This is a genomic window from Psychrobacter sp. M13, assembly GCF_030718935.1.
Classification (GTDB): domain Bacteria; phylum Pseudomonadota; class Gammaproteobacteria; order Pseudomonadales; family Moraxellaceae; genus Psychrobacter; species Psychrobacter immobilis_G.
The window spans coordinates 2,081,516-2,108,107 of sequence record NZ_CP132194.1 but is presented as its reverse complement, the minus strand read 5'-3'; the positions used below and the strand labels follow the sequence as shown (position 1 = coordinate 2,108,107).

The window sequence follows — 26,592 nt, the reverse complement described above, 5'->3', positions numbered from 1 at the left end:
GCGGTTAAATATCTCTACTCTGAATCGAAAAGGCTGTCCTGCATGACCACTGATAATACCGCTAATAACCCTTTTAATTTTATTCCTCTAAAGCCCACGGGCAGAAACGAAACCAATAGCGCCAATACCTATACTCCTGATGACATGGTCAAAATATATGAACAGCAGTTTTTGATTCCAGTCCCTGATGACAAGCTCGCAGAGTTTTTACCTGCCCTAAAAGCCTTTTATGATATCGATAATAATACCTTGGATGTTAGCGCGATTATCTTTGAAGCCATAGCCGATTATTGCATTATTTATAACCATAAAGTAAAAGTAGGCGACTACCAGATACTAGGCGAGTTAGTAGCAGAGACGCTGGCAGAGGACTACAAAGACGAAGAGGGTGCAGCGCCACCAGCTTATACTTTAGATTGTGTGCGTACTTTTTATATCAGTGATGTTGCCCTAGATTATCATTTTAATTTATTTATCCAAGGCGATGGTTATTCTACTTTAGCGCAAACAGATACCTTGCTTGAGCAGATGTATTGGCTGGTGCAAGAGGACACGCTAGATGCCATGAGCTTAGCGACTATCAATAAACAGCTAGCAGGCTTTGGTATTCGCGCGGTGGATATGACCACGGTACGTGAGCTGGTCAGCTATATAGAAGACAGCATAATAGGTGACGACATCATTGAGGTGTTGAACAAGCTATTAGATGACGTAGAGTAGATTTAGCAATTTTATGTAGATAACTAAAACTGCCAGACAAAAAAATACCGCTAAGCTTAGATGCTAGCGGTATTTTCTTTTATATGGTACCGGTGGTCGGACTTGAACCGACACGCTTTATAGGCAACGGATTTTGAATCCGTCGTGTCTACCATTCCACCACACCGGCATGTAGGGTTAGCAGTAATATCCTGCTGTGTAGGGTGCGTATTATAGCAGCCTATTTTTAGCCGTCAAGTTGTTTTTATCAAAACCAGCTTTAATAAATCAAAGGCTAATCAAACCAACTGCTGACTTAGCCAGCCCTCAACCAATTCCTAACCAACAAAGGCACGCTCAATCACGTAATCCGCTTGTACGCCCATACGCGGTGAGACGGTCAAACCAAAGCCATCTAAGATTTTGGCGACATCAGCGTTAAACGGCATACTGCCACAGATTAGCACGCGATCATCGTCCTTATTCATCTGCGGCAAACCAACATCTTCGAACAGCTTACCTGATTCCATAAGATCAGTAATGCGACCTGTGTACTTGGAGTCGTCGCGCGTGGTCGTTGGATAATAGATGAATTTTTCACGATACCATTCGCCAAATATTTCGTCATCAGCGAGCTCTTTTTCGAACATCTCACGATAGGCCAAATCAGCAACATTACGGACACCATGTACCAAAATAATCTTTTCAAAACGCTCATACACTTCAGGATCACGAGCCAAGGCTAAAAATGGCGCAAGTCCTGTCCCTGTCGCTAGCATATAGAGATTTTTGCCCGGTAATAGATCATCGAGTACTAAGGTTCCCGTCGGTTTTTTGCTGACCAGTAGCTCATCACCGACCTTGATATGTTGCAGGCGTGAGGTGAGTGGGCCATCAGGTACTTTAATCGAAAAGAATTCCAAATGGTCTTCATAGTTAGGACTGGCAATCGAATAAGCACGCAATAACGGCTTACCATCAACGACAATACCGATCATCGCAAACTCGCCATTACGAAAGCGCAGACCATCGTCACGAGTGGTCTTAATAGTGAATAGAGCGTCGTTCCAGTGATGAACTTCGGTAACCGTTTCGGTGCGCAGTTTTGACATAAAGTCCTCGTTGATATTGTTTTGATAGATAAATATATATGAATAATTATAAAGGGATATTTTACCACTATTATAGGGTTTGGTAAGTTGACTAGTAGGTACACTGCCAGCTACTTTTATAATAAATGCAATGCTACGTATTAAAAATTTATTGCTTTAAAGTCATTATTTTTATGCATCTAAAATGGTAGACGCTGATAGTAGACGCCCGTTATCCTCAATAATTATTGCTGAGTATAATAACAAACTTTAAAGTAAAAATCCGCCTAAGCAATGGCTATTGCCATGATAAAATAGAATATCGTTAGTAAATTATTAGCTATAGTCTAGAAGTTGTTTTGGATTTATATTTTCAACATTGGAAAGGTCTTATGTATCAAGCATTGAGTATGAGAAGATGAGCACTATAAAAAGCCATGCGCTTGAGCATACCACGCCGATTATAGGCTATCACCGTGCGCCGCTATCACAAAAATTCGGAGCGCCGCGTCAGCCTAATTTAGTAGCGCTGTCGAGCGTGATTGAGATGATAGCGCCTTATGATAATCCAGCGGCTTTTGACGGTTTAGAAGCTTTTAGCCATATCTGGCTCAGTTGGCAGTTTCACCATAATTTTAAGCCTAAACATGCCTCAAATGCTCAAGCTCAGTCAAGCGCTGCATCTACCTTTCGCGCGCAGGTGCGACCGCCAAGGCTGGGTGGTAATCAAAAAATAGGGGTGTTTGCCAGTCGTAGTATGTACCGTCCCTCAAATTTAGGATTGTCGGTCGTTAAGCTTGAGCGTATCGAAGTTGTAGAGAATCGAGTGCTATTAATGATTAGTGGTGCTGATATGATCGATGGCACGCCGATTATTGATATCAAGCCTTATGTCGCTTATAGCGATGCTTATAATGAAGCCATTAGCGGATTTGCGCCTACTGAGCCAAAACTATTAGTAGTAAAAGTGACTGATATAGCACAAGATCAATTTGAGAAAATGATGAATAGCGACTCGCTGGATGAAAAAGCGACACCTACGCTCACTGCTACTGTAAATGAAGTACAGCAGCAATTGATTGCAGCAGATATGAATTATATAAAAGCTTTAATTGCCCAAGATCCTAGGCCTGCCTATCGACGTGATGAATTAAATAGCTGCTTTGTTATGCGTTATAAGTCAGTCGATGTGAGCTTTTCGCAGATCACACTTGGTGAGCTGCAAATTACTTTGATTACAAAAGTCTGATGATAGAGTGGTTTTTACGCACCATTATAATTTTTTTATTCCGTGGCTTAGCACTCACGCTACTTATCTAATATTCGTCTAAAAAGAAGAAAAATATGTCAACCCCACAGTACTCAATAGTGATAGATCTACGTTGGTGCCTCGATGAGCTCCTAGCCGATAGAGTAATCGATCAGCGCGCCTACAACCTGGTGATGACCAGCCGCCGTGACAAAGCGCAGCACCCGCTCATTACCATTAGCGAGTTTAATTTGCCCAATGCGCATAATGCAGGCAGTGCTCAGATTGCTAATACCGAACCAAGCGCTCAGGGTGGCGGTAATACAGAAAACAAGAAAAATAGACTGACTTTGCTATGGCTGAACCAATGGCTGGCGGCAAAGGCCAATATGCCATTCGTGCGAATCGATCCATTAAAGACAGATGTGCCAGCGGTCACTAAGCTGATGTCATTTGAGTACGCGCGTACCCAACATATCTTGCCCATAGAGGTGACTGATACAGAAGTAGTCATCGGTACGGATCAGCCTTTTTATAATGACTGGCATCTCAATATGAGCAAAGTCATCAAGTCAAAGACTACTCGTACCGTCTATATCAGTCCTGATCAGATCGGGCGCTATCGTCAAGAGTTTTATCAAGTCACCCAAGCGATTGCTGGCGCGAACAGTGTGCATAAAAGGGCAGCCGCTGACGTCACTAATGTCGAAGCACTATTGCAGTTGGGCGATAATAATAATCCTGATGCTAATGATCAGCATATCGTCAGAGTCGTTGACTGGTTATTGCAATATGCCTTTGAGCAGCGTGCCAGCGACATACATTTAGAGCCGCGCCGCGAGACGGGCAAAGTGCGCTTTCGGATCGATGGTGTCTTGCATACGGTGTATGAGATGCCGCTCGCGATTATGGTCGCGGTGACCTCGCGTATCAAAATCTTAGGTCGTCTTAATGTCGCAGAAAAGCGCAAACCGCAAGATGGTCGCCTCAAGACGCGCACGCATAAGGGTCTTGAGACCGAGCTGCGTCTGTCTACTATGCCGACTGCTTTCGGCGAAAAGCTGGTCATGCGAGTATTTGACCCTGAAGTCTTAGTACGTACGTTTGCTCAATTAGGACTATCAGGCAAGCAGCTTGAGAGCTGGCATGAGCTGACCGCGCATCCTAACGGTATTATCTTAGTGACGGGACCAACGGGCTCAGGGAAGACCACGACGCTTTATAGTACGCTCAAGCAACTGGCGACGGAACAGGTCAATGTTTGTACCATCGAAGATCCGATTGAGATGATCGAGCCGACCTTTAATCAGATGCAAGTCAATCCTGCGATTGATCTACACTTCGCGGATGCTATTCGCTCGCTTATGCGTCAAGATCCCGACATTATCATGGTCGGTGAGATACGAGATAATGAGACCGCCAATATGGCAGTGCAAGCCTCACTGACTGGGCATTTGGTGCTATCAACCTTGCATACGAATGATGCGCCAAGCTCGCTCACGCGCTTGCATGATCTAGGGGTACAGCCTTTTTTGACCTCAGCGACGATACTTGGGGTGATGGCGCAGCGCTTAATCCGTACACTGTGTCCGTACTGTAAGCAAGCAACTCAGATCAAAGCCGATAGCGAGATTGCGATTCAATGGGCGGAGCTAGTACAACCTTGGCGCGCGCCACTGCCTACGCAGATATTCAGTGCTAAAGGCTGTGAGCATTGCCGTCATACTGGTTATCAAGGGCGTATCGGCTTGTACGAGATTATGCCATTGACTAATGAGCTCAAAAAGCTAGTGGCAGCCGATGCTAATTTGGACAGCTTACAGCAGCAAGCGTATCGTGATGGCGTACAGCCGTTACGCTTGTCAGGCGCTAAGCGCATTAGCGAGGGGCTGACGACGATGGAGGAGGTCATGCGCGTGGTGCCTTTGCATTAAAGTTTTTATAACGTTGCGATGATTAAATGGGAACAAAAACAGCTATTAAACCATATATTAAATGTGCTTATATACTACTAGACACGATTATGTAGCTGCCCTTGAAAAACAACGTTATCAAAGCAATATTATTAATGAATAAGTTTAATACTGAAAGTTTTGATAAAATACCAATACGAGAATATTTATGTTTACTGATAGTCACTGCCATCTTAATCGCCTAAATTTAGAAAAATACGACGGACAGCTAGCAGGCGCTATTGCCGCTATGAAAGAGGCTAATGTCACACGCGCGATGGCGATCATGTGCGACTTTGCAGAGTACGATGAGATTGCTGGTATTATTAGCACTTATAGCGATGAGAGCTTAGATCTTGGCATGAGCGTTGGTATTCATCCTTGTGAGGATATAGCACTGTTGCAATCTGCTACAGTTGAGCGTCTCGTTAAAACCGCGAGTAGTGATAAGGTGTGGGCGATAGGCGAGACAGGGCTGGATTATTACTGGTCAACTGAGAACAAGCGGGCGCAGCAAGATAGCTTAGTGCGTCACATACACGCCAGTCAAGCGCTTAAAAAGCCCCTTATTGTGCATATGCGTGATGCCAAAGAAGACACCATCGATATCCTAAAAGCAGAAGGCGCTGAGCATGGCATTATTCACTGTTTTACTGAGGATTGGGAGACGGCAAAGCGAGCTCTGGATTTGGGCTTTTATATCTCATTCTCAGGTATTGTTAGCTTTAAAAGTGCTACCAATATTCAAGATGCCGCGCGAAACATGCCAAAAGATAGAATACTGATTGAGACCGACAGCCCTTATCTTGCGCCAGTACCTAAGCGTGGACGACCTAATGAGCCAGCCTACGTGCCGTATGTTGCCGCCTACTTAGCTGACATATATGACTGTAGTAGTGAAGAGGTTGGCGAGTTAACTGCAAAAAACTTTGTAAAGTTACTAGCACAGTATCATTAAAATCGTTATGCTATGACTAGTCAGTCATTTACTATATATACTGAGATGTAAGTAATTGATCTATAAGCACAAGCAAGATCTTGGACAATAATTAAAGAGTAATATAGAGATTACAACGATATCTCACATTTATTTTGATAAAAATCGTCTGGATAATTAGAGCACTTGTGAAGTCAACAAGGACAAGTTGTCATCATTTATGTCTGTGAAGTACAGCGTTATTAGTATTAATACAGTTACCAATACAAGTATTACCATAAAAATTAGCATCATAGGAGCAGTTATGAGTCGTCAGCACCAGTTCAAAGTCCGCGAAGAGAGCATCTTGGCTATGGCTGAACAGTTGTTACTTGAGTCTGGCAATGGCGATATTACGCTTGATAGTCTAGCCGATCAGTTGGACTTGGCTAAAGGAACTTTGTATAAGCATTTCTCTAGTAAAGATGAGTTGTACCTGCGCATCATTATCCGCTACGAAGAGCACTTGTTTGAGATCAATCGTATTGACGACTGCGCCTCAGCAGGGGTCGCTAGAATGATTTTGCAACAGCTGCTCAACCCACAAAAAGCGATGCTACTCAATCAAATAGAGGAGCGCCTGGCTGCCTCAGCCACGGGTCTTAATCGACTATTTGGTGAGCTGTATGATATCCGCCGTCAGCGTATGAAGCGACTGATCGATATTATCAGTATGCATCTACAAGATAGTCATAGTAATATGAGCACTCGTGATTATTTATCTTCTATTTGGGCTATGGGGCAAGGCGGCGCGGGCTTATTGAATTCTAGCTTTTATCAGCGCTACTTGGGTCGTCGCGATACACTGCGTTATGCTTTAGTCAAGCAGATGCTTGATTTGCCTAGCCACTATCTTAATGACGATGTCGATGAGGTCGTGCTTGATGAGGATATACAAGAGTTGGTTGAGCAGATCGATACGGAGTCAGAAGAGCACCGTAATACGACTTATTAGAGTCTATTTTTATAACGCTTTTTAAAGTAGGTGTACTATGGCGGTCACGTACAAAATCATACCTCGTTTCGTGGTCGCCTATTCTTTATTTTTCAGATTTTTACGTCTGCTCATTAGTCAGCTAAAAGCTAAGTTATCATCACAGTCTGTCAAGCTCTCGTCAGCTCACCTGTTACCAGCCGATCCTCCCTATAAAAAATACATCGCAAAAACAGATTTATCAATGCCAGTTAAGCGTAACTCCTCATTATATTTACCCCAAAAACAAGCAGGTTTTACTTTAGTTGAAATCTTAGTCGTGGTGGTTATTTTGTCGATATTTGCTGGCATGATGAGCTTATCCGTTAGCAGTAGTGACTCTAGAAAAAACCGTGCGTTCTATGAGCATTTGACCGACTCGCTTGATTATGTGCGCCTGTTATCGGCTGAGCGTATGCAGCCGATGGGACTGAGTTTACAGCCTGATCAGCAAGGTCAAATTAGCCCCGTTATCGTTACCTTATCTAACCCTTATGTACGTTATCAAACGCCTATTAACCCGAATAATACAGGCAGTCGCACCAAAAACTCAATGGAGCTATCAGCAGATATCTCAGGTCTGACCAATAATGGCGATAAGACGCCCACTCCAAGCTGGGTACTCGAGCCTGAAGTTAGTTTGCCAAGCTTGCCTGATGGTGTGAGTTTAAGTATTCAAAGATTAGATGCCAGCAGCTCAACCAGTATCAGTAGCCCACGCGGTATGACGGGCTTGGCTGACAGCCAAGTATTACAACCTTGGTTTACTGGCCAAACCGTACCACAAGTACTATGGTTTGGCACTGGACAGGCCACGCCAGTGACGATAGAGGTGCGCGCCAATGCAAACTTAGTTGGCGAGGTGATTACGATTATGCCTGATGGCAGCATTAAAATTGGGCAGAGGTCATAGCGAATGAAGCAGTTATTAGCGAAGCGTCAGACGGGTTTTACTTTGATAGAGGTGATGGTTGCCTTAGCTATCTTAGCCGTAGTGGCGGTAGCAGCGAGCCGTGCTAGCAGTGCGTATCTCAACTCAGTCGATGTACTGCGTACCAGTACGCTGGCGCATTTTGTGGCGCAAAATATAGCGGCTGATATACGTATTCAGCAGACCATTGTAACTACCAATAGTACACAAACGCTCAACTCGCAAGGCCGCGAGTGGCAAGTGGTTATGACTGTCAGCGATACTGCTATTCCTGCGAGCCCCGCGCTCAAACAGGTTAATATCAGTGTTGCGCCTATTATAGATACTCAAGTCCGTAAAGCGGTGACTAACATCGATATCTTAGTAGCCGATGCCACACAAGATACGGGCAGTTTAGATTTAGCTGGCGTTAGCAATAGTGGTGCGCGGTTGTGATGAAGATGATGACAAAAGCTGTAAAACCACAACGCGGTTTTACTTTACTTGAGCTGATGATAGCGATGGCGATATTTGCCGCTTTAGCAGTGTTAGGCTGGCAAGTCTTCGATAGTGTCAATCGTGCTCGCGAAAGCGCACAACGGCACGCTGATGATTTGGCGGTATTACAGTATGCTTATCTGCAGCTGCAACAAGATATAGGACAGATCGTAGCTTACCAAGCGCCTAGCGCTTTGAATGTTAGTAATTCAGAGACTAGTAATAATAGTGCTAACACTGCTTCAGGCTCTACAAATCCGCAAGCCAATGAGCAAAACATCACAACGCCTGAACCCTTTATGACTTTAGATAGTGAGCAGGTCAGCTTTGTGCGTTTTGCGGATCCAGATCCACGCTATCAGACCAGTCCTAGCTTGCAGCGTTTTGAATACGTGTTTAGCGATCAGCGCTTGATTCGTCGGCAATATACTAGTATGGATGAAGCTAGTATAGGCTTAGATAGCGTTATACTCGAAGGCGTAATCGAAGGACGTTGGCAAGCTTATTTGCCACAGCTGTCGGATAAATTCCCGAATAAGGACGCGCAAAACGATACTAGCAATAGTCGTTCTTTTGCTGACTCTAGTGCTTTTGCTCAATCGAATGGCGTAGCTGTCGATACCTCTAAGATTATTTTATTACCTAATGGCGTGAGCGTGAGCTTTAGTTATAAAGAGATACCAATTACGTGGCAGTTTGCACTAGCACCACAAGCGGTGGCTAACAGTAATAAAACTAATAACAGCAATAGCAATAGCAATAGTAACAATAACAATAACAGTAGCAGTAGCAGTAGCAGTAGCAGTAGCAGTAGCAGTAATCCCAGCGGTAACAGCTCATCGCAAAATCAACCCACTGTTCAATAGGGAGCTCTTATGGTAATGCTACAACGCTCCCAGCAAGGAGTTGCGCTGTTGACGGTTTTGCTACTAGTCGTCAGCATTACTGTGGTAGCAGGCTCAATGCTCGCCAGCCAAAAGATAGCCATTCGTCGTAGTGGCTTATTGTTCGATCAAGATAAGCTACTGCAAGCGATTGAAGCAGGTGAGAGGCTTGCGATGACCATTATTCGCGCAGATAATAAGCTCAATGATACTGATAGCTTACAAGATATTTGGGCGCAGCCATTACCACCATATAGTCTAGGTGACTATAGTGTTAGCGCTGAGCTACGCGATGAGGCGGCCCGCTTTAATATTAATAATCTTTATTACAATGGTGCTGTCGATAGTGAAGCGCTTAGTGTATTTCAGCGTCTCCTAACCCAATTAAATCTAGAGCCTGAGATTGCAATTGCTGTACTAGATTGGCAAGATAATGATAGTGAAGTGTATAAAGATGGTGGCGATGAGCAGACAGTTTATGGGCGACAGGGCAGTTTGGCTAACCGTTCTTCATCAAGTGACGCTCTACCTAATCAGCCGTTTATAACGATTGAGCAGTTGGCTGAGGTACGCGGCATAGATAACGAGGTTTTGGCAAGCTTGCGTCCCTTTGTTACCGCTGTGCCTTACTATTTACCTATTAATGTCAATACTGCTAGTCCTGTAGTACTGGCGGCACTGTTTGATGGTGCGACAAGCGAGCAGATGCAGACGTTGGTAGATCAGCGTGATAAGCGAGTAGTAGCCAGTATTGATGGCTTGTGGCAGCTACCGCCATTGAATGCTTTAAGTGCGGAGCAACAGCAAGCTATTGCGCCACTATTGGCAGTCGATAGCACTGCTTTCACGGCACTAGTCACTGCAACGGATAATGGAGCTAAACAACGATTTGCTACTGTATTAATGAGTAATAGAGAGGCTGGCAATACTGCTAATAACAGTGCCAATAATAATGCTAACACTGTTGCTGGCAATAACAGTAATTCTACTGGCAGTAATAGCGCTAACGACACAAAAAGTGCTAAAGAAGTCAAAATCGTCAGTCAAAGACTATGGGCTTTTCGGCCTAGTTTCTGAATAACAGTTTCTAAATGATAGCTTTTAAGATTTCGATATTGATCTGTAGATAGTCTTTCTAACCAAGTCTTTGGTCAGTCACTCAACCGAGTCTCTTCAGTAGATTTCCAGTTATAAGCGCCATAAAATAGCATTTGTGCTTGGCGCGTACAGTTATGCAACATGAGCTGCTTTTTCTCTTCTATTTCGGCTAAGTCAGCTTCATCATCATGATCCTCAGAGTAGCTCAGCTCCAGCCAATCTATGATCCAAGAGAAAAACATATTAATCCCCGCCTCAGAGAGCAGACGTAAATCATAATCATTGATATGAGCAAAAGCGGGCTGCAATGCCAAGTCCTCTGCCAAAATCTGCACATGCATCTTCATCAGCTCGCTGACTGCGCGACGTACCGACTCCGAGCCACCAAAACGCTCACTAACCAAAAACTGCCAGTAGCGGGGCTGGGCGCTAACCGTTTGTAGGAACATCTGAATACTTTTGGCAATCTGGCGATCATAGCTGCGTGTGCGGCCTATTTGTAGACCATCACGTAACGTCGATAAAGTGCCACCTAGCTCCTCAAGTACCAAAGCTTTTCCCAAAGACTCCATATCATCAAAGTGTCTATAAAAGGCAGTAGGTACGACGCCGACCTCACGAGTGACTTGGCGTAAGCTGATTGAGCTAAAAGATTGACCCGTAATACACAGATCTAATACGGCATTAAAAAATGCACGCCGAGTTTGGAGTTTTTTTGCTTCACGACTACTCATAATCATTTAAAAATTACCTAGTTAAGGGGTAGCATACTTGCTTCATTATAATAATACGAATAAAACTGACCATTATAGTAGATATCGATGACTTTTAGACCATTGTGCCCCAATGTCCCTGCAACTCTTGTGCCAGTCGATAAGCTTCGTGATCATTCATACCCGTGATAAAGTCTAAGATGCTCAGGATATTATGATAGATATTATCAGAGAGATGGCGTCGTTGCTCGTCAAGATGAGGCTGCAATAAGCTCAGCAGCCGCTGCTGTTCAAAAGGCTTAGATGCTGAACTCATCGCTGTCCAAGCTAATGGCATAAAAGCATCAAGTAATCGATGCAGACACTGATTGGCCATCAGCTCCATCCGTACTTTATTAGGATGATTAAATATTTTAATCCGAGCCAATTGTTTGGCCTGCATGATACCGTTTTGCACGCTGCTGTCGCAATGGGCAAATAAGCTACCTTCAAGCGTACCATTTAGTAGCGCCTCGCTATTATCTACAAAAGCATCGGTTATGGTATTCACCAGTCGCATCATAGCTCGCGCGCGTAGTGAGGCCAAACTCTGTCTAATAGACACTTGCGTCGGTATCGCTATCGTATCGGGGCGCTCACCAATCAGCTCATAAAATATAGCGGCAACCTCAGGATAGCTGAGCATATTAAGATGAATACCGTCCTCTAAATCTATTAATGCATAGCAAATATCATCGGCAGCCTCCAACAGATAAGCGAGCGGATGACGCGCAAAGCCATCATGGATCGGTGAGCGCGGTAAATGAAGGCAAGCAGCCAGCTGCTCTAATTGCTCAGCTTCACTAGCAAAACAGCCAAATTTTTGAGTCTGAATATCAGACCTAGCATCGTTACTATGCGTGGCTAGCCAAGGGTACTTCATAAAAGCACCAAGTGTGGCACAAGTTAAGCGCATCCCGCCTTTATCCGGATGATGCTCATTACGTACTAATAGTCTAAAACCTTGCGCATTACCTTCATAAGCCAGTAAATCCAAACGCTCTTCGGCACTTAGTTGTTGTAATATCGGCTGACGCTCAGGATGCATAAACCAATCGCGAATCGCATACTCTCCTGCATGACCGAACGGAGGGTTACCGATATCGTGTGCGATACAAGCCGCTTGGACGATCACACCAACATCCGCTGGTGAGACCCCAATAGGTAGGCCGTTAGTCAGCTTGTTGTCGAGTTTTTCAGCAGCCATCATGCCAAGAGAGCGTCCAATGCAAGAGACTTCTAGCGAATGCGTCAAGCGCGTATGGATGCCTAGCTGATTGGTCAAAGGATGCACTTGCGTCTTTTGGTTGAGCTGACGAAAGGAATGCGAAAATACTAGTCTGTCATAATCTTTATGAAAAGAGGTTCGAGCGCTATCTTGCACCGGCGCTTGTTTGTCACTACCCAAGCGCTGAGCGTTGAATAAACGAATCCACTGAGCTGTGACCGATGATGATGAAGCTAAATGGTCTGGCATATCGTAAATATCCACGACTAAATGAGCTTACAGCATAGCAAAATAGTACTCTATTAACCTCTATAGAACGTTATGTTTGTAGAATATTGTGTTTTTTATTCTATAAAAAAGAAATTGGCGATGATAAACACCGATGGCTAATCCGTCACTTTCTGGCAATTAAAAATCACGGTTTCATTGGCAATAGTAATGCTGCCATCTAGTGTTTTATTGCTTAAGGTGGCATTATCGCCAATAGCTTGCCATATTATGCCGTGTGTATTGTCTAGTCCGATATCACTGGTATAAACTTGTGTGCCGTCATTTTTATTATCAGAAGTAGCTTCTAAATCATACTCTATACCGTCGATCAGCAGGTGTGCTGTTTGTGGCATGCTGTCGTTATTATAAAAAACGCTGATTGTGGCCTCAGGTTCACATGCAAATGGTTCGCTCTTACTAGCATGATCGTGGCCCGAATGATCGTGTCCTTCATGGCCATCGTGCTCAGAGTGGTCGTGTCCTGAATGCTCATCCGTCATATCATGGTCTGCGTGCTCATCTCCATGATTATCATGCATGTCATGTTTGCTTGCGCGATCAGCAGCGAAGTCTTTGGTAGCACTGCTATCTTCAGTAGTAGCAGGTTGGCATCCTAAAAGGGCAGCCATGATAGCACTGCTTATTAATGTCAAACGTGTAGAGCGAAATAGCTGAGTGCGATCAGTCATACAATAAATCCTAAGGTAAGTAAAAGAATGCTATTAGTGATATGTTATAGTATAACAATTAGGAAGCAAAATAAAGCCGATGAACGTGTCATCGGCTTTATTAGTGAGCGATTACTTAAACATTGAAGCGGAAGTGCATCACATCGCCATCTTGCACGATATAGGTTTTGCCCTCTAAACGTGATTTACCCGCAGCAGCAGCACCTTTTTCGCCGTTATGTTCGATAAAGTCGTTATAGGCGATAACCTCAGCACGAATAAAGCCACGCTCAAAATCGGTATGAATAACGCCAGCGGCTTGCGGAGCGGTAGCGCCAATAGCAACGGTCCAAGCACGTACTTCTTTTACCCCAGCAGTAAAGTAAGTCTGCATATCGAGTAGATCATAGCCGCCACGAATCACTTGATCGAGACCCGCCTCTTCCATGTTCATTTCAGCCAAGAAATCTTTTTTATCATCTTCATCAAGCTGGGCTATTTCAGACTCAATCTGATTACATAATGCAATGACAATCGACTCATCGCCAGTCGCGTAGTTGCGTACCGCATCCAAATAAGGGTTGTTTTCAAAACCATCCTCAGCGACATTAGCGATATACATCGTTGGCTTAAGCGTAATCAAACCATAGCTTCTGATCAGTTTTTTCTCATCGCTATCTAGATTAGCAGCGCGTGCAGGTTGCCCCTCAGCTAACAAAGGCTCAACCTTCTTAAACACATCAAGTAAGGCTTGCGCGTCTTTATCGCCGCCTTTGGCTTTTTTGGTTTGGTTATGAATAGCACGCTCAACGGCATCTAAATCAGCTAATGCCAGCTCAGTATTGATGGTTTCGATATCATCAATAGGGCTGATACGGCCATCAACGTGTACTACGTTATCATCATCAAAGCAGCGTACCACATGGGCGATAGCGTCAGTCTCACGAATATTGGCGAGGAACTGATTGCCCATGCCTTCACCTTTGGATGCGCCAGCGACTAGACCTGCAATGTCAACAAACTCCATCGTGGTTGGCAATACGCGCTCAGGCTTGACGATGTCAGCGAGTAGCTTTAGGCGTGGATCTGGTACAGGTACGATGCCTGTATTGGGATCCTTGGTGCAAAAAGGGAAGTTCTCAGCGGCGATTCCCGCTTTGGTCAAGGCATTAAACAAAGTGGATTTGCCCACATTTGGTAGGCCGACGATACCGCAATTAAAACCCATAATAGTCTCTCAATCTAGTGATGTATCAGTGATGTACAGTAATGTAATATAAAAAAAATTGGCGCTATTGTAGCAAAGTTTAACTACTAAGGGGCGCATAGATGTGCTAATTTCTTATCAAGGTATTTATAAAAAATACGATATAAAGGTCGGGATATGAGTAGCATAAACGATAAAGCAAGCGATCAGGTAAGTGGGCAGTCCAATCAACGTCAAGCGGTTTGGATGGCGCTATCAGACTTGTTTATCGATAACGAAATCGGCTATGAGTCCATAGCTGAGCGGGTTGCTCATCTTAGCATCCCTGAGATACAGCATATTTTATTCTATGAGGTTGCACCTGTGTGTATGAGCAATTTATTGGTGCTCACTCCCGCAAACTCCAAAGGCTTTACTGAGGGTTATATATTTCCCAAAGTAGAGCAGCATCTGCAAAAGATGAAGACCGATCGGTTGTACCGAAACAAGGTACGTATAAAATCTAAGTTTTATAAAGTGGTTTTGAAGCAAGATTGGCTAAAAGTTATGGATATCATACGCCAAATCCAAGCTGAAACTTAAAAGCTTTGTCTACTACATCATCATGCTGCATAAACTTATTGAATACTATTTATTCCGAGTTTCAACCACACCAATAATGACGCCCATATCTTTTTTATCGTGGCTTTCAATGCTCGGCGCATAAAAGCTTGAGGCGATACCACCATCCAAAAACAGCGCGTTGGGACAGCCTAAATCATCTTTAAAAAGAGTGGCAAATTGATAGAAAGTCACAGGCTGATTGCTATTCACAAACTGTACAGTGCTACCATCGCCATCGCTACAGACGCCGATACCATTACGAAACTTGGCGGAGGTGCTGTCAGGATTAAACTGCGGATGTATCTCATTGTCTATCACTAGCATCGGCCCTGATTGACTGGCATACCAAGGCGCAGCTGTACCATTGTTAAGCTGTTCACTCAAAGACTTACTTTCAGTAATTTGCACTTTGCCCGCTTGATCCCACCAGACCACGCCGTTCGGTAATAGGTGAAAATTACCACCGCCTTCTTTTAGATTCAGTGATTTTATCTCTTCGCCTTCTACAACGGTATAGCCAATCGGTGCATAACTATCGTTATACATGCCTGCATTCATGGCAAAACTGAGCGTTTGGTTTTCGGGTAACGCTGTCAACAAATTATCAAAAGTAAGAAGCGGCTCTGCGTTATTGGACGGCTGCCAAAATAGCTGCAGTGAATAATTAGAATTTTGCAGAGCATCCGCATTGATTTGGCAGGCGCTATAACTAAAAGGCGAGTCTTTAGATTGGCACGACCAAGCGGTAGTAGTATCCGTCTTGTTAGCTGAATTAGGCTGGCAAGCACTAATGATTAGAGCTAGCAGAGGGATAACAGGAGCTACAAAGACCAAGCGTCGCATAAACATTTTTCAATACACCTTATTTTCAAAAGGTTTTAATACATCAAAAGCCAGAAATCTCAAAATAATTGAGGCATACTAATCCAATAGTACGCCTCAATTATTACTGTTTGGTAAAATTCACTACTAATTTTTGAGTCTTAAGTTTCTGGTAACTCGCCAAGGTTATGATTGACGTTACCCACCATACCACTATCATAAATATTGATTGTGCTATCATTCTGGCGCTCAGTTGGGGCGCTAGTCTGTTTGCCTTTGTCACGCGAATCTTTATTATAAGCAATCAGCGCGTCGTTATCCGCCAAAAAGCTATCAGAATTGGCCATGACCCACATCTGATTAAACACATCGGCACGCGCACTATTATTAAGTAATGCGCCTTCATCGGTAAAATAAAAGAACTTCGATAACAGCTTGATTTGACCATCATCTAAACGGCGCGCGATATGATAAGGTTGTAGCTGGCTAGGATGCTCAAGTCCTACCGCCCCAACGATACTAGCAAGTGACTTAACCGTATTCTTATGGAAGCTGGCAACGCGCTCTGCTTTACTTGGCACATCAAGCGCTTTTTGACGATGCGGATCTTGAGTGGCGACCCCAGTTGGGCAAGTATTAGTATGGCATGAGCGTGATTGAATACAGCCAACCGCAAACATAAAGCCGCGAGCTGAATTACACCAGTCAGCACCTAATGCAATCATCCGTGCTATATCAAAACCTGAGACGATCTTGCCACTCACCCCAAGTTTGATTTTGTCACGGATGCCGGCACCCACTAAAGTGTTATGGACTAATAAAAACCCATCTACCATCGGCATACCGACACTATCCATAAACTCAACAGGCGCCGCTCCTGTACCGCCCTCAGCGCCATCAATGACGATAAAGTCAGGGTAATTATCCGCTTCTATCATAGCTTTTACAATCGCCATAAACTGCCATGGCTGACCTATGCATAATTTGAAGCCAATAGGTTTGCCGCCTGATAGCTCACGTAATTGCTGCCAAAAACCGACCAGCTCATGCGGCGTACTAAAAGCGGTATGCGTCGCAGGAGAGACGCAATCTTGACCCATCGGTACTTGACGAGTATCGGCAATTTCCTCAGTGATTTTGGAGCTCGGTAGTACGCCACCTTTACCAGGCTTGGCCCCTTGTGAGAGTTTAATCTCAATCATTTTTACTTGATCATCTACCGCCTTTTCGGCAAAAGATTGTGGATCAAAATTACCCTGCGCGTTGCGGCAGCCAAAGTAACCCGTACCTAGCTCCCAAATCAAATCGCCACCAAATTTGCGATGATAGGGACTAATCGCGCCCTCTCCAGTATCATGGGTAAAGCCGCCGAGTTTAGCACCTTGATTGAGCGCCATAATGGCATTGGCAGAGAGACTACCAAAGCTCATCGCTGAGATATTAAAGACCGACATATCATGTGGCTGCTTGCAGCGCTCGCCACCAACTATAATACGAAAGTCTTTATTCTTTAGCGGCTGACTAACGGCTGACTGCAAAAACCACTCTTTACCATGCGCATATAAGTCATCAAGCGTACCAAAAGCATTGGTATCACTAACATTTTTAGCCCGTTGATACACCAGCGCGCGCTGCTGGCGAGAGAAAGGCACTTGCTCTTTATCATCTTCTAACAGATACTGCCGAATCTCAGGACGAAAGTCCTCCAGCACGTAACGTATATGACCCGCTACTGGGTAGTTCCTCAAAATGGCATGTTTAGACTGCACCATGTCATAAATGCCTAGCACCATACCTAAGCCACCGATGACGATCAGCCACCAATTCATCAGCACTATACCAACCATAAACAGCACGATGGCAACACCGAATACGCTGTAGCGTAGCAGCAGACCGACTATATAAGGATGGCTCTCTTTGGGTTCAGGGTCTAGGTTGGTACGGGATTGGGGCATAGCGAAGCTCGGCTGTCAGTGAAGCAAGAATATAAAACGAAAAAACGCGGCAATAAATAAAATTAATACCAAACCGCAAATGAAATGACTACGATATTCTGGTTTTAATGTCTTATTGGCGCGTATATTATCGAGCTATTATAACATGGTTAACTCTAAACTTAGGTAACGACGTGCTAACGTAAAATAGAGGATTAGTGCAGCTAATCAATCACCCTCACCAAAGTTTTATTCTCAGCAATCTGCTCAAATTTAATATCAACAGATAAGAACTGCTCAATCAGCCAAGCCTGGGTTTCGGCATGCTGACTAATCACTCGCGCAGTAAACTCGCCACCACCTGCTAGCGCCAAGGGTAATAACAGCTGATCGGTTAGATATTCATCGACTAGCGCATCCGTTTTGAACACATAACGCTTAACTAAGCCTGCCAAGCGATTGCCCATCTTCTCCGCTGAAGTGCGCTTAGCGCCGAGTAAAGTAAAAACCTCGCTATGAGATGACTGGCTATCGACCATTTGATAAGTCACTACCGCATAGCAACTGTTACCTTCTCCAATACCTTGTAATTTATTAGACTGAGTCGTTATTATTGCCTCATTAATACCTGCTTCAATAAGTACTGATTTTGCGCTGGCAAGCTCGCGGGTACAGATGTCATAGTCGAGATTAACGATGCTGGCAACTAGCTCAATATTCGTCAATTTACCACGCTCGGTAAGCTCAAACGGTGCGGTATCAGCACGGCGCATAAACGGCATGATGGTTGCTGTAATTTCACCACCACCAATAGGTGCAAACCCTGCTTTGATCAATTGGACATCGACTTGCATACCGAGTTTCGCCAGTGCTGGCACGAAGGCTAGCTGTAAAAAGTCCGACGTTGGTGCTAGTGGATTATGCGTACCGCCTCTAATGGTTACTGTTGATTGGGCAGAGCTATCTGTATTAGTAAATAGGAGGGCAGGGAGCAGGGTTTGTAGCACTAGCGTCGTACTACCTGCCGAGCCAATATCAAAGCTATAGTCGCCTGACTTGATGCTATTTGGCGTAAAGCTCAATGCTGTACTACCTAAATGCGCACCTGTAACGCTGGCATTTGAGATCTGTTGCGCGGCTTGCACACATACTAAGTGTTGACGCATCAGACCAGATTTGGCGCGACCTGCTCGAATATTAGTGATTTCAATAGGAATACCCGTAAGCATAGATAATGATAAGGCAGTACGAATAATCTGTCCGCCGCCTTCGCCTGTGCTGCCGTCGATTTTTAGAGTTTTGATTTTAGGTACTGACATAAAAATGATTCTTCTGAAAAATGTTATAAAGGCCAATTGTTAATGAAAGCCTAGCCACTCAATAAATACTGTTCTCTGTTTACTTACTACCAAATAATAATGCCAACTGAGACCTACCTCAAAAGGAGGATACATCGCATATTCAGTTATTCTTGTAATTTCACCTAAAGTTTCAACGAACGTTTTAACTAAAAAATCTCTGAAAACTTCTACGCGGTCATTATCGAAAATAAATAACTGACTTTTCTTATCAAATGCACTAACAGTGAATCGTGTATCATAAGCTATCATCTTATCAATGAGTTGCTCTAGTGAGTCTATAGGAGTGCCTTTGCTTATAGAGGATTGTACGATCTGCCAATCCTCTGAGATGAGACTTTCTCTTTCGTTGACGTCATAACAATCGGAGTAAAAGTCTAAATAAGCAGACTTTAGTGATTCTTCGTCAGTTAAATTAGTATCGTTAACGCTGAGCACTGTCAATTCTGTCCATGAGCAATCTTCATCACTTATCTCAGATTGAATAGCTATGCTATCTAACACTCCAGATAAGTAGTCTAAATTTTTCATAGTAAGCGCCTGATAAATAAAATTGAAATCGACTGTCAGTGTCTGGTGGTAAGGTCTAAATAGTACCTTGTTAGCTGTGACGGGTACGGGACATTAATGGTAAATAAAACGTCTGCCCGCAACGCACAGTAGCCACTACAGTATGTTTTCAACCCCCTGCTGTGGGGATACGGGGTCTGACATTCGCCCAATCGATTCCAAAGGGATATTCTATGCCCTTAAAATAAGTACATAGAAAGTTCTAAAATATAAGGTTTAAAATAGTTATTCGATAAGGTTGTTGTAGGGTGCTTTTTAAGCACCATAACAGCTAAAATAAATCGAATAAGCTATCTATTCAACAAGGTCAATCTGCCAGTTATTGGACTGAATGACAATGTTAATTTTACGCAGCTTCATGGCGATATCATCGGCTTGCTTTTGCAATCCTGCGACTGAGACTATGATGTTCCATTTGATCTCACGATGGCTATAACGATCCGCCTCAGTCTGCGTGGCTTCAATTGAATCGATCAATAGCTTATGGCGCATCTCTAAGGTATCGCGCTCAACGAGTAGCGTCAGCATCGACTGACCGTTATCAGTTTTGGCAATAGCATTAGTCCGATGAATCCGCTCTATTAAATGACTCAATTCACTAATAATTTGGCTAGCATCAATCATAAGCTCATTTGGGTCCTCAGATGGCGTATCGCCTTCTTGAACTTTGACATTGGCTTTGATACGACCTTTAAGTTGGGCAAGCTTTTTTTGCATATCGCTACGGATTAGTAGGGCTTCTGCGAGTTTCATTTTAGTTCTCTCTTATTATTAAAAATTCTTTTACTTGATAATAATTTTTGATATAAAAATTAAATTAAGAATAACGTTTAATTTAAAAAATTTTAGAAGTATAATCAACATAATTTTGGTTGTTTTACTTTTTATAAGGATTGTAAATTGAAAAAATTTCTCAGCTCATTTGTCATTTGCTCTGCATTGGTGTTGTCGGCCTGTGGTGGTGATAGTGATAGTTCATCAGATGCCAGCAACAACGGCTTCGTTGGATACAAGACATTAGTAAGCGGTAATAGATATATGTGTTCTACTAGAGAAGCAAATAGTCTATGTGAAGACGATAAAACCTGCGCTGCTAACTGCAAGCTAATCGCCACTGATGCTAATCCAGCTAATCCTATTGATCCTTCTGTAACCAATCCTTGCGAGACTGAAGGTGTCAATGTCTATGGTAAAAAAGGTAGCGCTTGTCTAATACCTATCTCTAGCTTTAACAATAGCGAGGGCAAGAGATACAATTTAGTTTGTTCCTCTACTGGTGGAGCTAGTATTGGGAATAGCATCAAAGCAGGCGGTAGTATTAATTTGAACGGCTACAATTTTAGCTGTCGTTAAGCTATTAATTTATCGTTAATAAAAGGGTGCAATTTATTAAGTTGTGCCTTTTTTATTTAAGCTTAAGTAACCTCTTATGAAAAATACAGTTTTATGAAGAATACAGTCTCAACACTTTTTACTATTTTAGTATCTTTTTTGCTTGGCGCTTTTGTTGTATATATTGCGATGAGTAAGCAACAAATGGATGCTGTACTTGTTGGTCAAACAACCTCTCAAGAAACACAACCTGTTCAAACTATAAACGATTCAAGTGGTCAGATTAATAAAGAGGCGGTCATACAATCTCAGCAGATAATCAAACGAGGCGACAGTGGTAAACTTACTACTAACGACTACTCTAAGCAGCAAGCCAAACAACTCATAGATAATATGCCTGATTATGCACTAGAGCAGTACGTAAATAAGTTTATGGCAGCAGACGCCAGCGACGTTATTCAAAATAAAAGACGCTTTGCAGAACGTGCTGTTGAAGAGCTTTATAATGAAAACGATAATCAAAAGCTAGTTGGTAATGCCAAAGTAAGTTTTGATTACTTTATGCCAGAAGTAAGTGCTAATACTAATCAAGTTACTAAATTCGCTAAAATTTACGCACATCTTGATACTCGTGGCGAAATCCCTACCGACAAATATGTCTTCGTCAAATGGATAAATAATCAGACAGGCCAAGTCCTATTGTTTGAGAAAAAAAATATTTCAGCCAACAGTGATCATAATTGGGTAAGCTTTATTCCTACTGAGGGCTGGCAAGCAGGTAGTTATGACGTACGTTTTTATCAGTTTAATTCAGAATTACAGCCTATCGCGCAAACCACTTATAATATTTACGAAGTGGTTGATTTAAACTAAATTAGCCAATAGGCGACAAAGTTACATTTTTCAATTAGTCTTTAAGCTGAGCGAGCTTTTTTTGCATATCGCTACGAATAAATAGGGCTTCTGATAGTTTCATTTTGGTTCTCTCTTATTTCTTAATAATTAAAAATCACCCCAAAACTTAATATGTCTTGGTTTGTCTAGTTTTATAAAATCATTCGATAACTCAAAATGAAACTCATTAGCAAGATAGTGTGCTAAATCATATCCATAGTAAATGATGTCTGTCTGATAAATAGAAAAGACAGGGTTAGCAGCTTTATAAGGTTTACTAGGAATATAGCGATGCGAGCGAATCGGTATCATTTTAGGATAAGTTTTATAATGACGTTTAGCAGTAGCTATATTTTCGCTAACATTATCAGACTTTGTGCCCCATTCCTCTATCCAAAATCCATTTTTCTCTATATCAAATACCATTCCATCAAAAGGCCAGTCCAGTTTTTTGCGGATAGCAATGGCCTCACTTTTTGACTTTAGACCTGATCGCCAGTTGACAAAATCATTAGATACAGGCAGCTCTTTTTGCAAAAAATACAGTAGATCAGGAGGAAACTTTAAATTGAATTTATTTTCAATTTGTTGCACTTCTTCATCAGATAGTCCATGTTCGAATTTAACTTTTTTGGCTTTAAGTTTTCTTATGATTTCTATAGTTTGAGCATGTTTCATAGTGTTTTCCTTTTAATCATTGCTAAAACCATTCATGACCAATAACTTTCCAGATTTCATCGCCATAACCATTGAGATTTTTAGGCATGTTAGGATTACCTAGATAGTCAATATTTTGTGAACGCATAAATTCTACAATGCTCGATTTCAATGCTTCGCAAAACTTCAGTCTATCGAAGTGAAATTTGTCTGCGCTATTTGCAGTAGGTAACCCCAAAACTAACCAGTCCATTGGTGGGTTTGGTGAAACCTTGAATTTAACCTCACGGCTGTAGTCATCGATTACGAAGTAATGCACGTTCCTCAAAGGCTCTTGTTGTAATACAAAACCAATCTCAACTAAGTTTAGAATATTTTTGAAAAGATCTAAAAATTCACACTTTAATATAGCTTTTTGATTAACATTAAATTCAATGTAATAAAAGCCCTGTAAATAGCCAATTTCGAAAACTATTTTATCTAATTGCATCGCTTGACACCCCATTCTCAACTTGGTATGAAACATTGTAGGTTGGTGTGGAGCTTGCGACACCCAACGATTTAATTTAGCAATTTGTTGGGTCTCGTTCCTCGACACCAACCTACGTAAGACACGAAAGCTGTGCTTATGTGCGAGGGACGAGCACCGAGCTAAGCTCTTAAAAAAAAGCAAAATTATGAAAAGCATATTTACCAGCGTTTAAAGAACTCAAATGTTGAGGCCATGCTTTTTAAGCTTTTGCTTTTTTAGCTAAGCGCATAACCTCTAATCATCTCTCATCTCTCATTTAACCTTTAACACAAACCACCTGCCGCAAGGTATGTACTATTTCCACCAAGTCACGTTGAGCGTGCATTACGTCATCGATGTTCTTATATGCTGCCGGAATTTCATCAATGACTGAGGCATCTTTACGGCATTCTACGCCTTCGGTTTGGGCAATTTGATCCGCTACGGTAAATTGCTTTTTCGCTTGCGTCCTTGACATCACCCGACCTGCGCCATGTGAGCAGGAGCAGAACGATTCTTCGTTGCCTTTACCACGTACGATAAAGGATTTTGCGCCCATTGAGCCTGGGATGATACCGTATTCACCAATGCGGGCACGCACTGCGCCTTTACGAGTGACAAACACGGATTCGCCGTAATGCTCTTCTTTTTCCACATAGTTATGGTGACAGTTCACTGCTTTAACCTTGGCATCAAAAGGCTTAGTGATGATTTGGCGGAGCGCTTTAATCGCGTTTTCCATCATGATTTCACGGTTTTTAAAGGCAAAACGCTGCGCCCAACCCACGGCAAACCAATAGTCATCAAAGTGTTCCGTACCTTCTGCAAAATAAGCCAAATCTTTATCAGGCAAGTTGATAAACCACTTACGCATATCCTCACGGGCTAGCTCAATAAAATAGCGACCGATGGCGTTACCGACACCGCGTGAGCCTGAATGCAGCATAATCCATACTTGATTGGTCTCATCCAAGCATACTTCGACAAAGTGGTTACCAGTACCTAGCGTTCCCAAATGCTTTAGGTTATTGGTATTTTTTAGACGCGGATGCTTTTGGCATAGATAGTTAAAGTCATCCGCTAGCGTTCCCCAGCCATTCATTACCGTATCATCAGGATTTGTCCATGAACCTTTATCGCGACGTCCACGTGGCGTACGTCCGTGCGGAATGGCTTTTTCAAGCTCGGTACGTAGACCCAGCAAGTTATCAGGCAAATCATTGGCATTCAGCGTGGTTTGCACTGCCATCATGCCACAACCGATATCGACACCGACCGCTGCTGGGATAATCGCTTCTTTGGTCGGAATCACGCTACCGATAGTCGCACCCATACCCAAATGTACATCGGGCATCACTGCCATCCATTTATAGATAAACGGCATTTTTGAGGTATTAATCAGCTGCTCGCGAGCTTGGTCTTCGACAGGGACACCTTGCGTCCATAGACGAATCGGCGTACCACCTTCTTGGATTACATTATGGTTAGAGGGTTGCATGTGTTTGCTCCTTAGCTTATAAAATGATTTATCTGTACTTTATATACTGCTAAGGGTGTGCCAAGTTTTAAATAGTTTTGATTTAAATTTATAAGTTATTGATTTGTTTTAAATAAATATTTGTTAGTTAGATTGAAATAAGTTGCGCTAAATTTATATAAAATTAAAATGTTAGATATATTTCTATAATAATAGAATTTAATATAAGATATTAGCTTATCTGATATTAGGCTACTTAATTAAATGACTAATAAAACCGCCGTTATAGGCTTTCTCGGCACCACCTTAGATAACGGATTTAATGATAAGCGTTGGCAGCGCTGGCGTCCGACAGTTAGCTTAGGCTTGCATGATGAACTACTCGTTGATGAGTTGCACATTCTCTATAGCAGGCGTGATAAGCGACTGTTTAAGATAGTGGTTGATGACGTAGCGAGAGTTAGTCCGCAAACGCAAGTAATTGGTCATCATGTGGCGCTATCAAGCCCGTGGGATTTCGCTGATGTCTATGCCGAACTTTATGACTTTGTCGCAAGCTTTAACTTCAATGCGCAGACCGATTATCTACTGCATCTCACCACGGGCACTCACGTAGCGCAGATTTGCTGGTTTTTATTAGTTGAAGCGGGATTTATTCCTGCGAACTTTATTCAAACCTCGCCTTGTCCTAGGCCTGACCAAGCGGACCCGCAAGGCCGTTATCAAGTTATCGATTTAGACGTTTCGCGTTATGACAGCTTACGGGCGCGTTTTGAGGCGGAAAAGGCACAGCATTGGCAAACATTGCAAGCCAATCTAGTTACCCAAAATGCTGCTTATAAGCAATTGATATCTGATATTGAAAAGGTCGCCACTCGTTCAACAGCGCCAATACTATTAATGGGTGCGACAGGGGCAGGTAAGTCGCAGCTGGCCAGCCAAATCTATGCCATTAAAAAGGCGAAAGCCGATAGCGCTACCCAAGCTAAATATGCGCTCGATAAATTCGTTGAGGTTAATTGCGCAACGCTACGTGGTGATACCGCAATGAGTGTATTATTCGGTCATGTGAAGGGTGCGTTTACAGGCGCTGCTGCTAGTCGGGAAGGGCTGCTAAAATCTGCCGATGGTGGTCTGTTATTCTTAGATGAAATAGGCGAGCTGGGTCTTGATGAGCAAGCCATGCTATTGACCGCACTAGAGGAACAGCGCTTTTATCCATTAGGTAGTGATACGCCGATTAACGTCTCGTTTCAGTTAATGGCAGGCACCAATAAGGACTTGCGCCAAGCAGTCGCCAATGGCGAGTTTCGTGCGGATTTGTTTGCGCGGTTGAATACGTGGACGTTCTTTTTGCCATCGCTTAAGGATCGGTTAGAGGATTTGCCCGCTAATATCGATTATGAGTTGGCACGCCTAGGCAGTGAGCAGCAGCAGCAATATCGTTTTGAACTGAGTGCGCGACAGTCGTATGAGGACTTTGCAATTAGTCCGCAGGCAACATGGCAAGGTAACTTTCGAGATTTGACTGCTAGTATGATTCGCTTAACCACACTTGCCGATAGTAAAGTCATTAGAGCAGTGGATGTGCAGGCAGAGATTGAACGTTTGACTGAGCTATGGTCATCATCGATAGACATACAATCTAAAAATAGCCTAAGTAAAAATAAACCTGAAACAGGGTTAGATAGTGAACTATTAGAGCAGGGTAGCCATGAGCTTTTAAGCCAATATCTTGACGAAGAAATGCTTGAGTCTATCGATCCTTTTGACGCTATACAATTGGCTTATGTTATTAATGTTTGTATTGATCATAAAAATCAAGCAGCAGCAGGGCGCTACCTCTATGCCAACTCCCGCAATAAACTCAAAAACCCTAATGACAGCGATCGTTTACGTAAGTATCTGATGAAGTTTGGATTAAAGTTTGATGAGTTATCGTTTTAATAAAGGTAACAAGTATTTGACGCACTTGTTAC

26 protein-coding genes and 1 tRNA gene are annotated in these 26,592 nt (G+C 42.9%); 13 read left to right on the top strand and 14 right to left on the bottom strand.

The annotated features are described in order from the left end of the window. The first annotated feature begins 42 nt into the window (after positions 1-42). Positions 43-720, top strand: coding sequence for a hypothetical protein (locus Q9G97_RS08805; protein ID WP_305898498.1), 678 nt, complete (start codon positions 43-45; stop codon positions 718-720). An 84-nt stretch (positions 721-804) separates the two neighbouring features. Here Q9G97_RS08805 and Q9G97_RS08800 read toward each other — a convergent pair. After that, positions 805-889 (bottom strand) — tRNA-Leu (locus tag Q9G97_RS08800). A 148-nt stretch (positions 890-1,037) separates the two neighbouring features. Further along, on the bottom strand, positions 1,038-1,811 hold the full coding sequence (locus Q9G97_RS08795; RefSeq protein ID WP_305898497.1) for a ferredoxin--NADP reductase: 774 nt from the start codon (positions 1,809-1,811) through the stop codon (positions 1,038-1,040). A gap of 397 nt (positions 1,812-2,208) precedes the next feature. Between Q9G97_RS08795 and tsaA the strand changes: the two genes are divergently transcribed. The 8 genes from tsaA (at position 2,209) to gspK (ending at position 10,309) form a co-directional block, all read left to right on the top strand. Next, entirely contained in the window at positions 2,209-3,039 is an 831-nt protein-coding gene (gene tsaA / locus Q9G97_RS08790) for a tRNA (N6-threonylcarbamoyladenosine(37)-N6)-methyltransferase TrmO (RefSeq protein ID WP_305898496.1), read from the top strand. 95 nt (positions 3,040-3,134) lie between these two features. After that, positions 3,135-4,973 (top strand): GspE/PulE family protein, encoded by a 1,839-nt coding sequence (locus tag Q9G97_RS08785; RefSeq protein ID WP_305898495.1) that lies wholly within the window; start codon positions 3,135-3,137, stop codon positions 4,971-4,973. A 187-nt stretch (positions 4,974-5,160) separates the two neighbouring features. Further along, entirely contained in the window at positions 5,161-5,949 is a 789-nt protein-coding gene (locus tag Q9G97_RS08780) for a TatD family hydrolase (protein WP_305898494.1), read from the top strand. A 283-nt stretch (positions 5,950-6,232) separates the two neighbouring features. Then, positions 6,233-6,922, top strand: coding sequence for a TetR/AcrR family transcriptional regulator (locus tag Q9G97_RS08775; protein ID WP_305898493.1), 690 nt, complete (start codon positions 6,233-6,235; stop codon positions 6,920-6,922). 37 nt (positions 6,923-6,959) lie between these two features. Continuing rightward, positions 6,960-7,853 carry a prepilin-type N-terminal cleavage/methylation domain-containing protein gene (locus Q9G97_RS08770; protein WP_305898492.1) on the top strand — a complete coding sequence of 298 codons (894 nt, stop codon included), beginning with the start codon at positions 6,960-6,962 and terminating at the stop codon, positions 7,851-7,853. A gap of 3 nt (positions 7,854-7,856) precedes the next feature. Continuing rightward, positions 7,857-8,306: a type II secretion system minor pseudopilin GspI gene (gspI, locus tag Q9G97_RS08765; RefSeq protein ID WP_305898491.1), complete on the top strand. Its 450-nt coding sequence runs from the start codon at positions 7,857-7,859 to the stop codon at positions 8,304-8,306. A 5-nt stretch (positions 8,307-8,311) separates the two neighbouring features. Then, positions 8,312-9,214, top strand: coding sequence for a type II secretion system protein J (locus tag Q9G97_RS08760; protein ID WP_305898490.1), 903 nt, complete (start codon positions 8,312-8,314; stop codon positions 9,212-9,214). A 9-nt stretch (positions 9,215-9,223) separates the two neighbouring features. After that, positions 9,224-10,309, top strand: coding sequence for a type II secretion system minor pseudopilin GspK (gene gspK, locus Q9G97_RS08755; protein WP_305898489.1), 1,086 nt, complete (start codon positions 9,224-9,226; stop codon positions 10,307-10,309). A 74-nt stretch (positions 10,310-10,383) separates the two neighbouring features. Here the strand turns inward: gspK and Q9G97_RS08750 are convergent, their stop codons facing one another. From Q9G97_RS08750 to ychF, 4 genes are all read right to left on the bottom strand, one after another. Further along, positions 10,384-11,064 carry a TetR family transcriptional regulator gene (locus tag Q9G97_RS08750; protein WP_201569515.1) on the bottom strand — a complete coding sequence of 227 codons (681 nt, stop codon included), beginning with the start codon at positions 11,062-11,064 and terminating at the stop codon, positions 10,384-10,386. A 94-nt stretch (positions 11,065-11,158) separates the two neighbouring features. After that, complete coding sequence (locus Q9G97_RS08745; protein WP_305898488.1) at positions 11,159-12,559, bottom strand: deoxyguanosinetriphosphate triphosphohydrolase; 1,401 nt, start codon at positions 12,557-12,559, stop codon at positions 11,159-11,161. Between the two features lie 137 nt (positions 12,560-12,696). Beyond that, a complete protein-coding gene (locus tag Q9G97_RS08740) occupies positions 12,697-13,269 on the bottom strand; it encodes a hypothetical protein (protein WP_305898487.1) in 573 nt (190 codons plus the stop codon). Positions 13,270-13,384: 115 nt separating this feature from the next. Next, the gene (gene ychF / locus Q9G97_RS08735; RefSeq protein ID WP_201569509.1) at positions 13,385-14,476 is read right to left on the bottom strand and encodes a redox-regulated ATPase YchF; all 1,092 of its coding nucleotides are present in this window, start codon (positions 14,474-14,476) and stop codon (positions 13,385-13,387) included. 156 nt (positions 14,477-14,632) lie between these two features. Between ychF and Q9G97_RS08730 the strand changes: the two genes are divergently transcribed. Then, entirely contained in the window at positions 14,633-15,037 is a 405-nt protein-coding gene (locus tag Q9G97_RS08730; RefSeq protein WP_305898486.1) for a hypothetical protein, read from the top strand. Between the two features lie 45 nt (positions 15,038-15,082). On the opposite strand, the gene Q9G97_RS08725 is transcribed toward Q9G97_RS08730, so the two are convergent. The 5 genes from Q9G97_RS08725 to Q9G97_RS08705 form a co-directional block, all read right to left on the bottom strand. After that, on the bottom strand, positions 15,083-15,907 hold the full coding sequence (locus Q9G97_RS08725) for a phosphodiester glycosidase family protein (RefSeq protein WP_305898485.1): 825 nt from the start codon (positions 15,905-15,907) through the stop codon (positions 15,083-15,085). A 134-nt stretch (positions 15,908-16,041) separates the two neighbouring features. Next, entirely contained in the window at positions 16,042-17,835 is a 1,794-nt protein-coding gene (locus Q9G97_RS08720) for an FMN-binding glutamate synthase family protein (RefSeq protein WP_305898484.1), read from the bottom strand. Positions 17,836-18,038: 203 nt separating this feature from the next. After that, entirely contained in the window at positions 18,039-19,133 is a 1,095-nt protein-coding gene (gene rtcA, locus Q9G97_RS08715) for an RNA 3'-terminal phosphate cyclase (RefSeq protein ID WP_305898483.1), read from the bottom strand. Between the two features lie 39 nt (positions 19,134-19,172). Further along, positions 19,173-19,703 (bottom strand): hypothetical protein, encoded by a 531-nt coding sequence (locus Q9G97_RS08710; RefSeq protein WP_305898482.1) that lies wholly within the window; start codon positions 19,701-19,703, stop codon positions 19,173-19,175. 333 nt (positions 19,704-20,036) lie between these two features. Further along, entirely contained in the window at positions 20,037-20,495 is a 459-nt protein-coding gene (locus Q9G97_RS08705) for a DIP1984 family protein (RefSeq protein ID WP_305898481.1), read from the bottom strand. 147 nt (positions 20,496-20,642) lie between these two features. Here Q9G97_RS08705 and Q9G97_RS08700 point away from each other — a divergent pair, with 147 nt between their 5' ends. Both Q9G97_RS08700 and Q9G97_RS08695 read left to right on the top strand, forming a co-directional pair. Continuing rightward, on the top strand, positions 20,643-21,095 hold the full coding sequence (locus tag Q9G97_RS08700; protein WP_201569497.1) for a hypothetical protein: 453 nt from the start codon (positions 20,643-20,645) through the stop codon (positions 21,093-21,095). A gap of 168 nt (positions 21,096-21,263) precedes the next feature. Next, positions 21,264-21,947, top strand: a complete 684-nt coding sequence (locus Q9G97_RS08695; RefSeq protein WP_305898480.1) for a hypothetical protein — start codon at positions 21,264-21,266, stop codon at positions 21,945-21,947. Between the two features lie 129 nt (positions 21,948-22,076). Here the strand turns inward: Q9G97_RS08695 and Q9G97_RS08690 are convergent, their stop codons facing one another. From Q9G97_RS08690 to Q9G97_RS08680, 3 genes are all read right to left on the bottom strand, one after another. Next, positions 22,077-22,646, bottom strand: a complete 570-nt coding sequence (locus Q9G97_RS08690; RefSeq protein ID WP_201607235.1) for an SMI1/KNR4 family protein — start codon at positions 22,644-22,646, stop codon at positions 22,077-22,079. A gap of 22 nt (positions 22,647-22,668) precedes the next feature. Next, the gene (locus tag Q9G97_RS08685) at positions 22,669-23,115 is read right to left on the bottom strand and encodes a hypothetical protein (protein WP_201577172.1); all 447 of its coding nucleotides are present in this window, start codon (positions 23,113-23,115) and stop codon (positions 22,669-22,671) included. A gap of 298 nt (positions 23,116-23,413) precedes the next feature. Beyond that, positions 23,414-24,634, bottom strand: coding sequence for an RtcB family protein (locus Q9G97_RS08680; protein ID WP_305898479.1), 1,221 nt, complete (start codon positions 24,632-24,634; stop codon positions 23,414-23,416). A gap of 243 nt (positions 24,635-24,877) precedes the next feature. On the opposite strand from Q9G97_RS08680, the gene rtcR reads away from it, so the two are divergent. Continuing rightward, positions 24,878-26,560 carry an RNA repair transcriptional activator RtcR gene (gene rtcR, locus Q9G97_RS08675; RefSeq protein WP_305898478.1) on the top strand — a complete coding sequence of 561 codons (1,683 nt, stop codon included), beginning with the start codon at positions 24,878-24,880 and terminating at the stop codon, positions 26,558-26,560. The last annotated feature ends 32 nt before the right edge of the window (positions 26,561-26,592 follow it).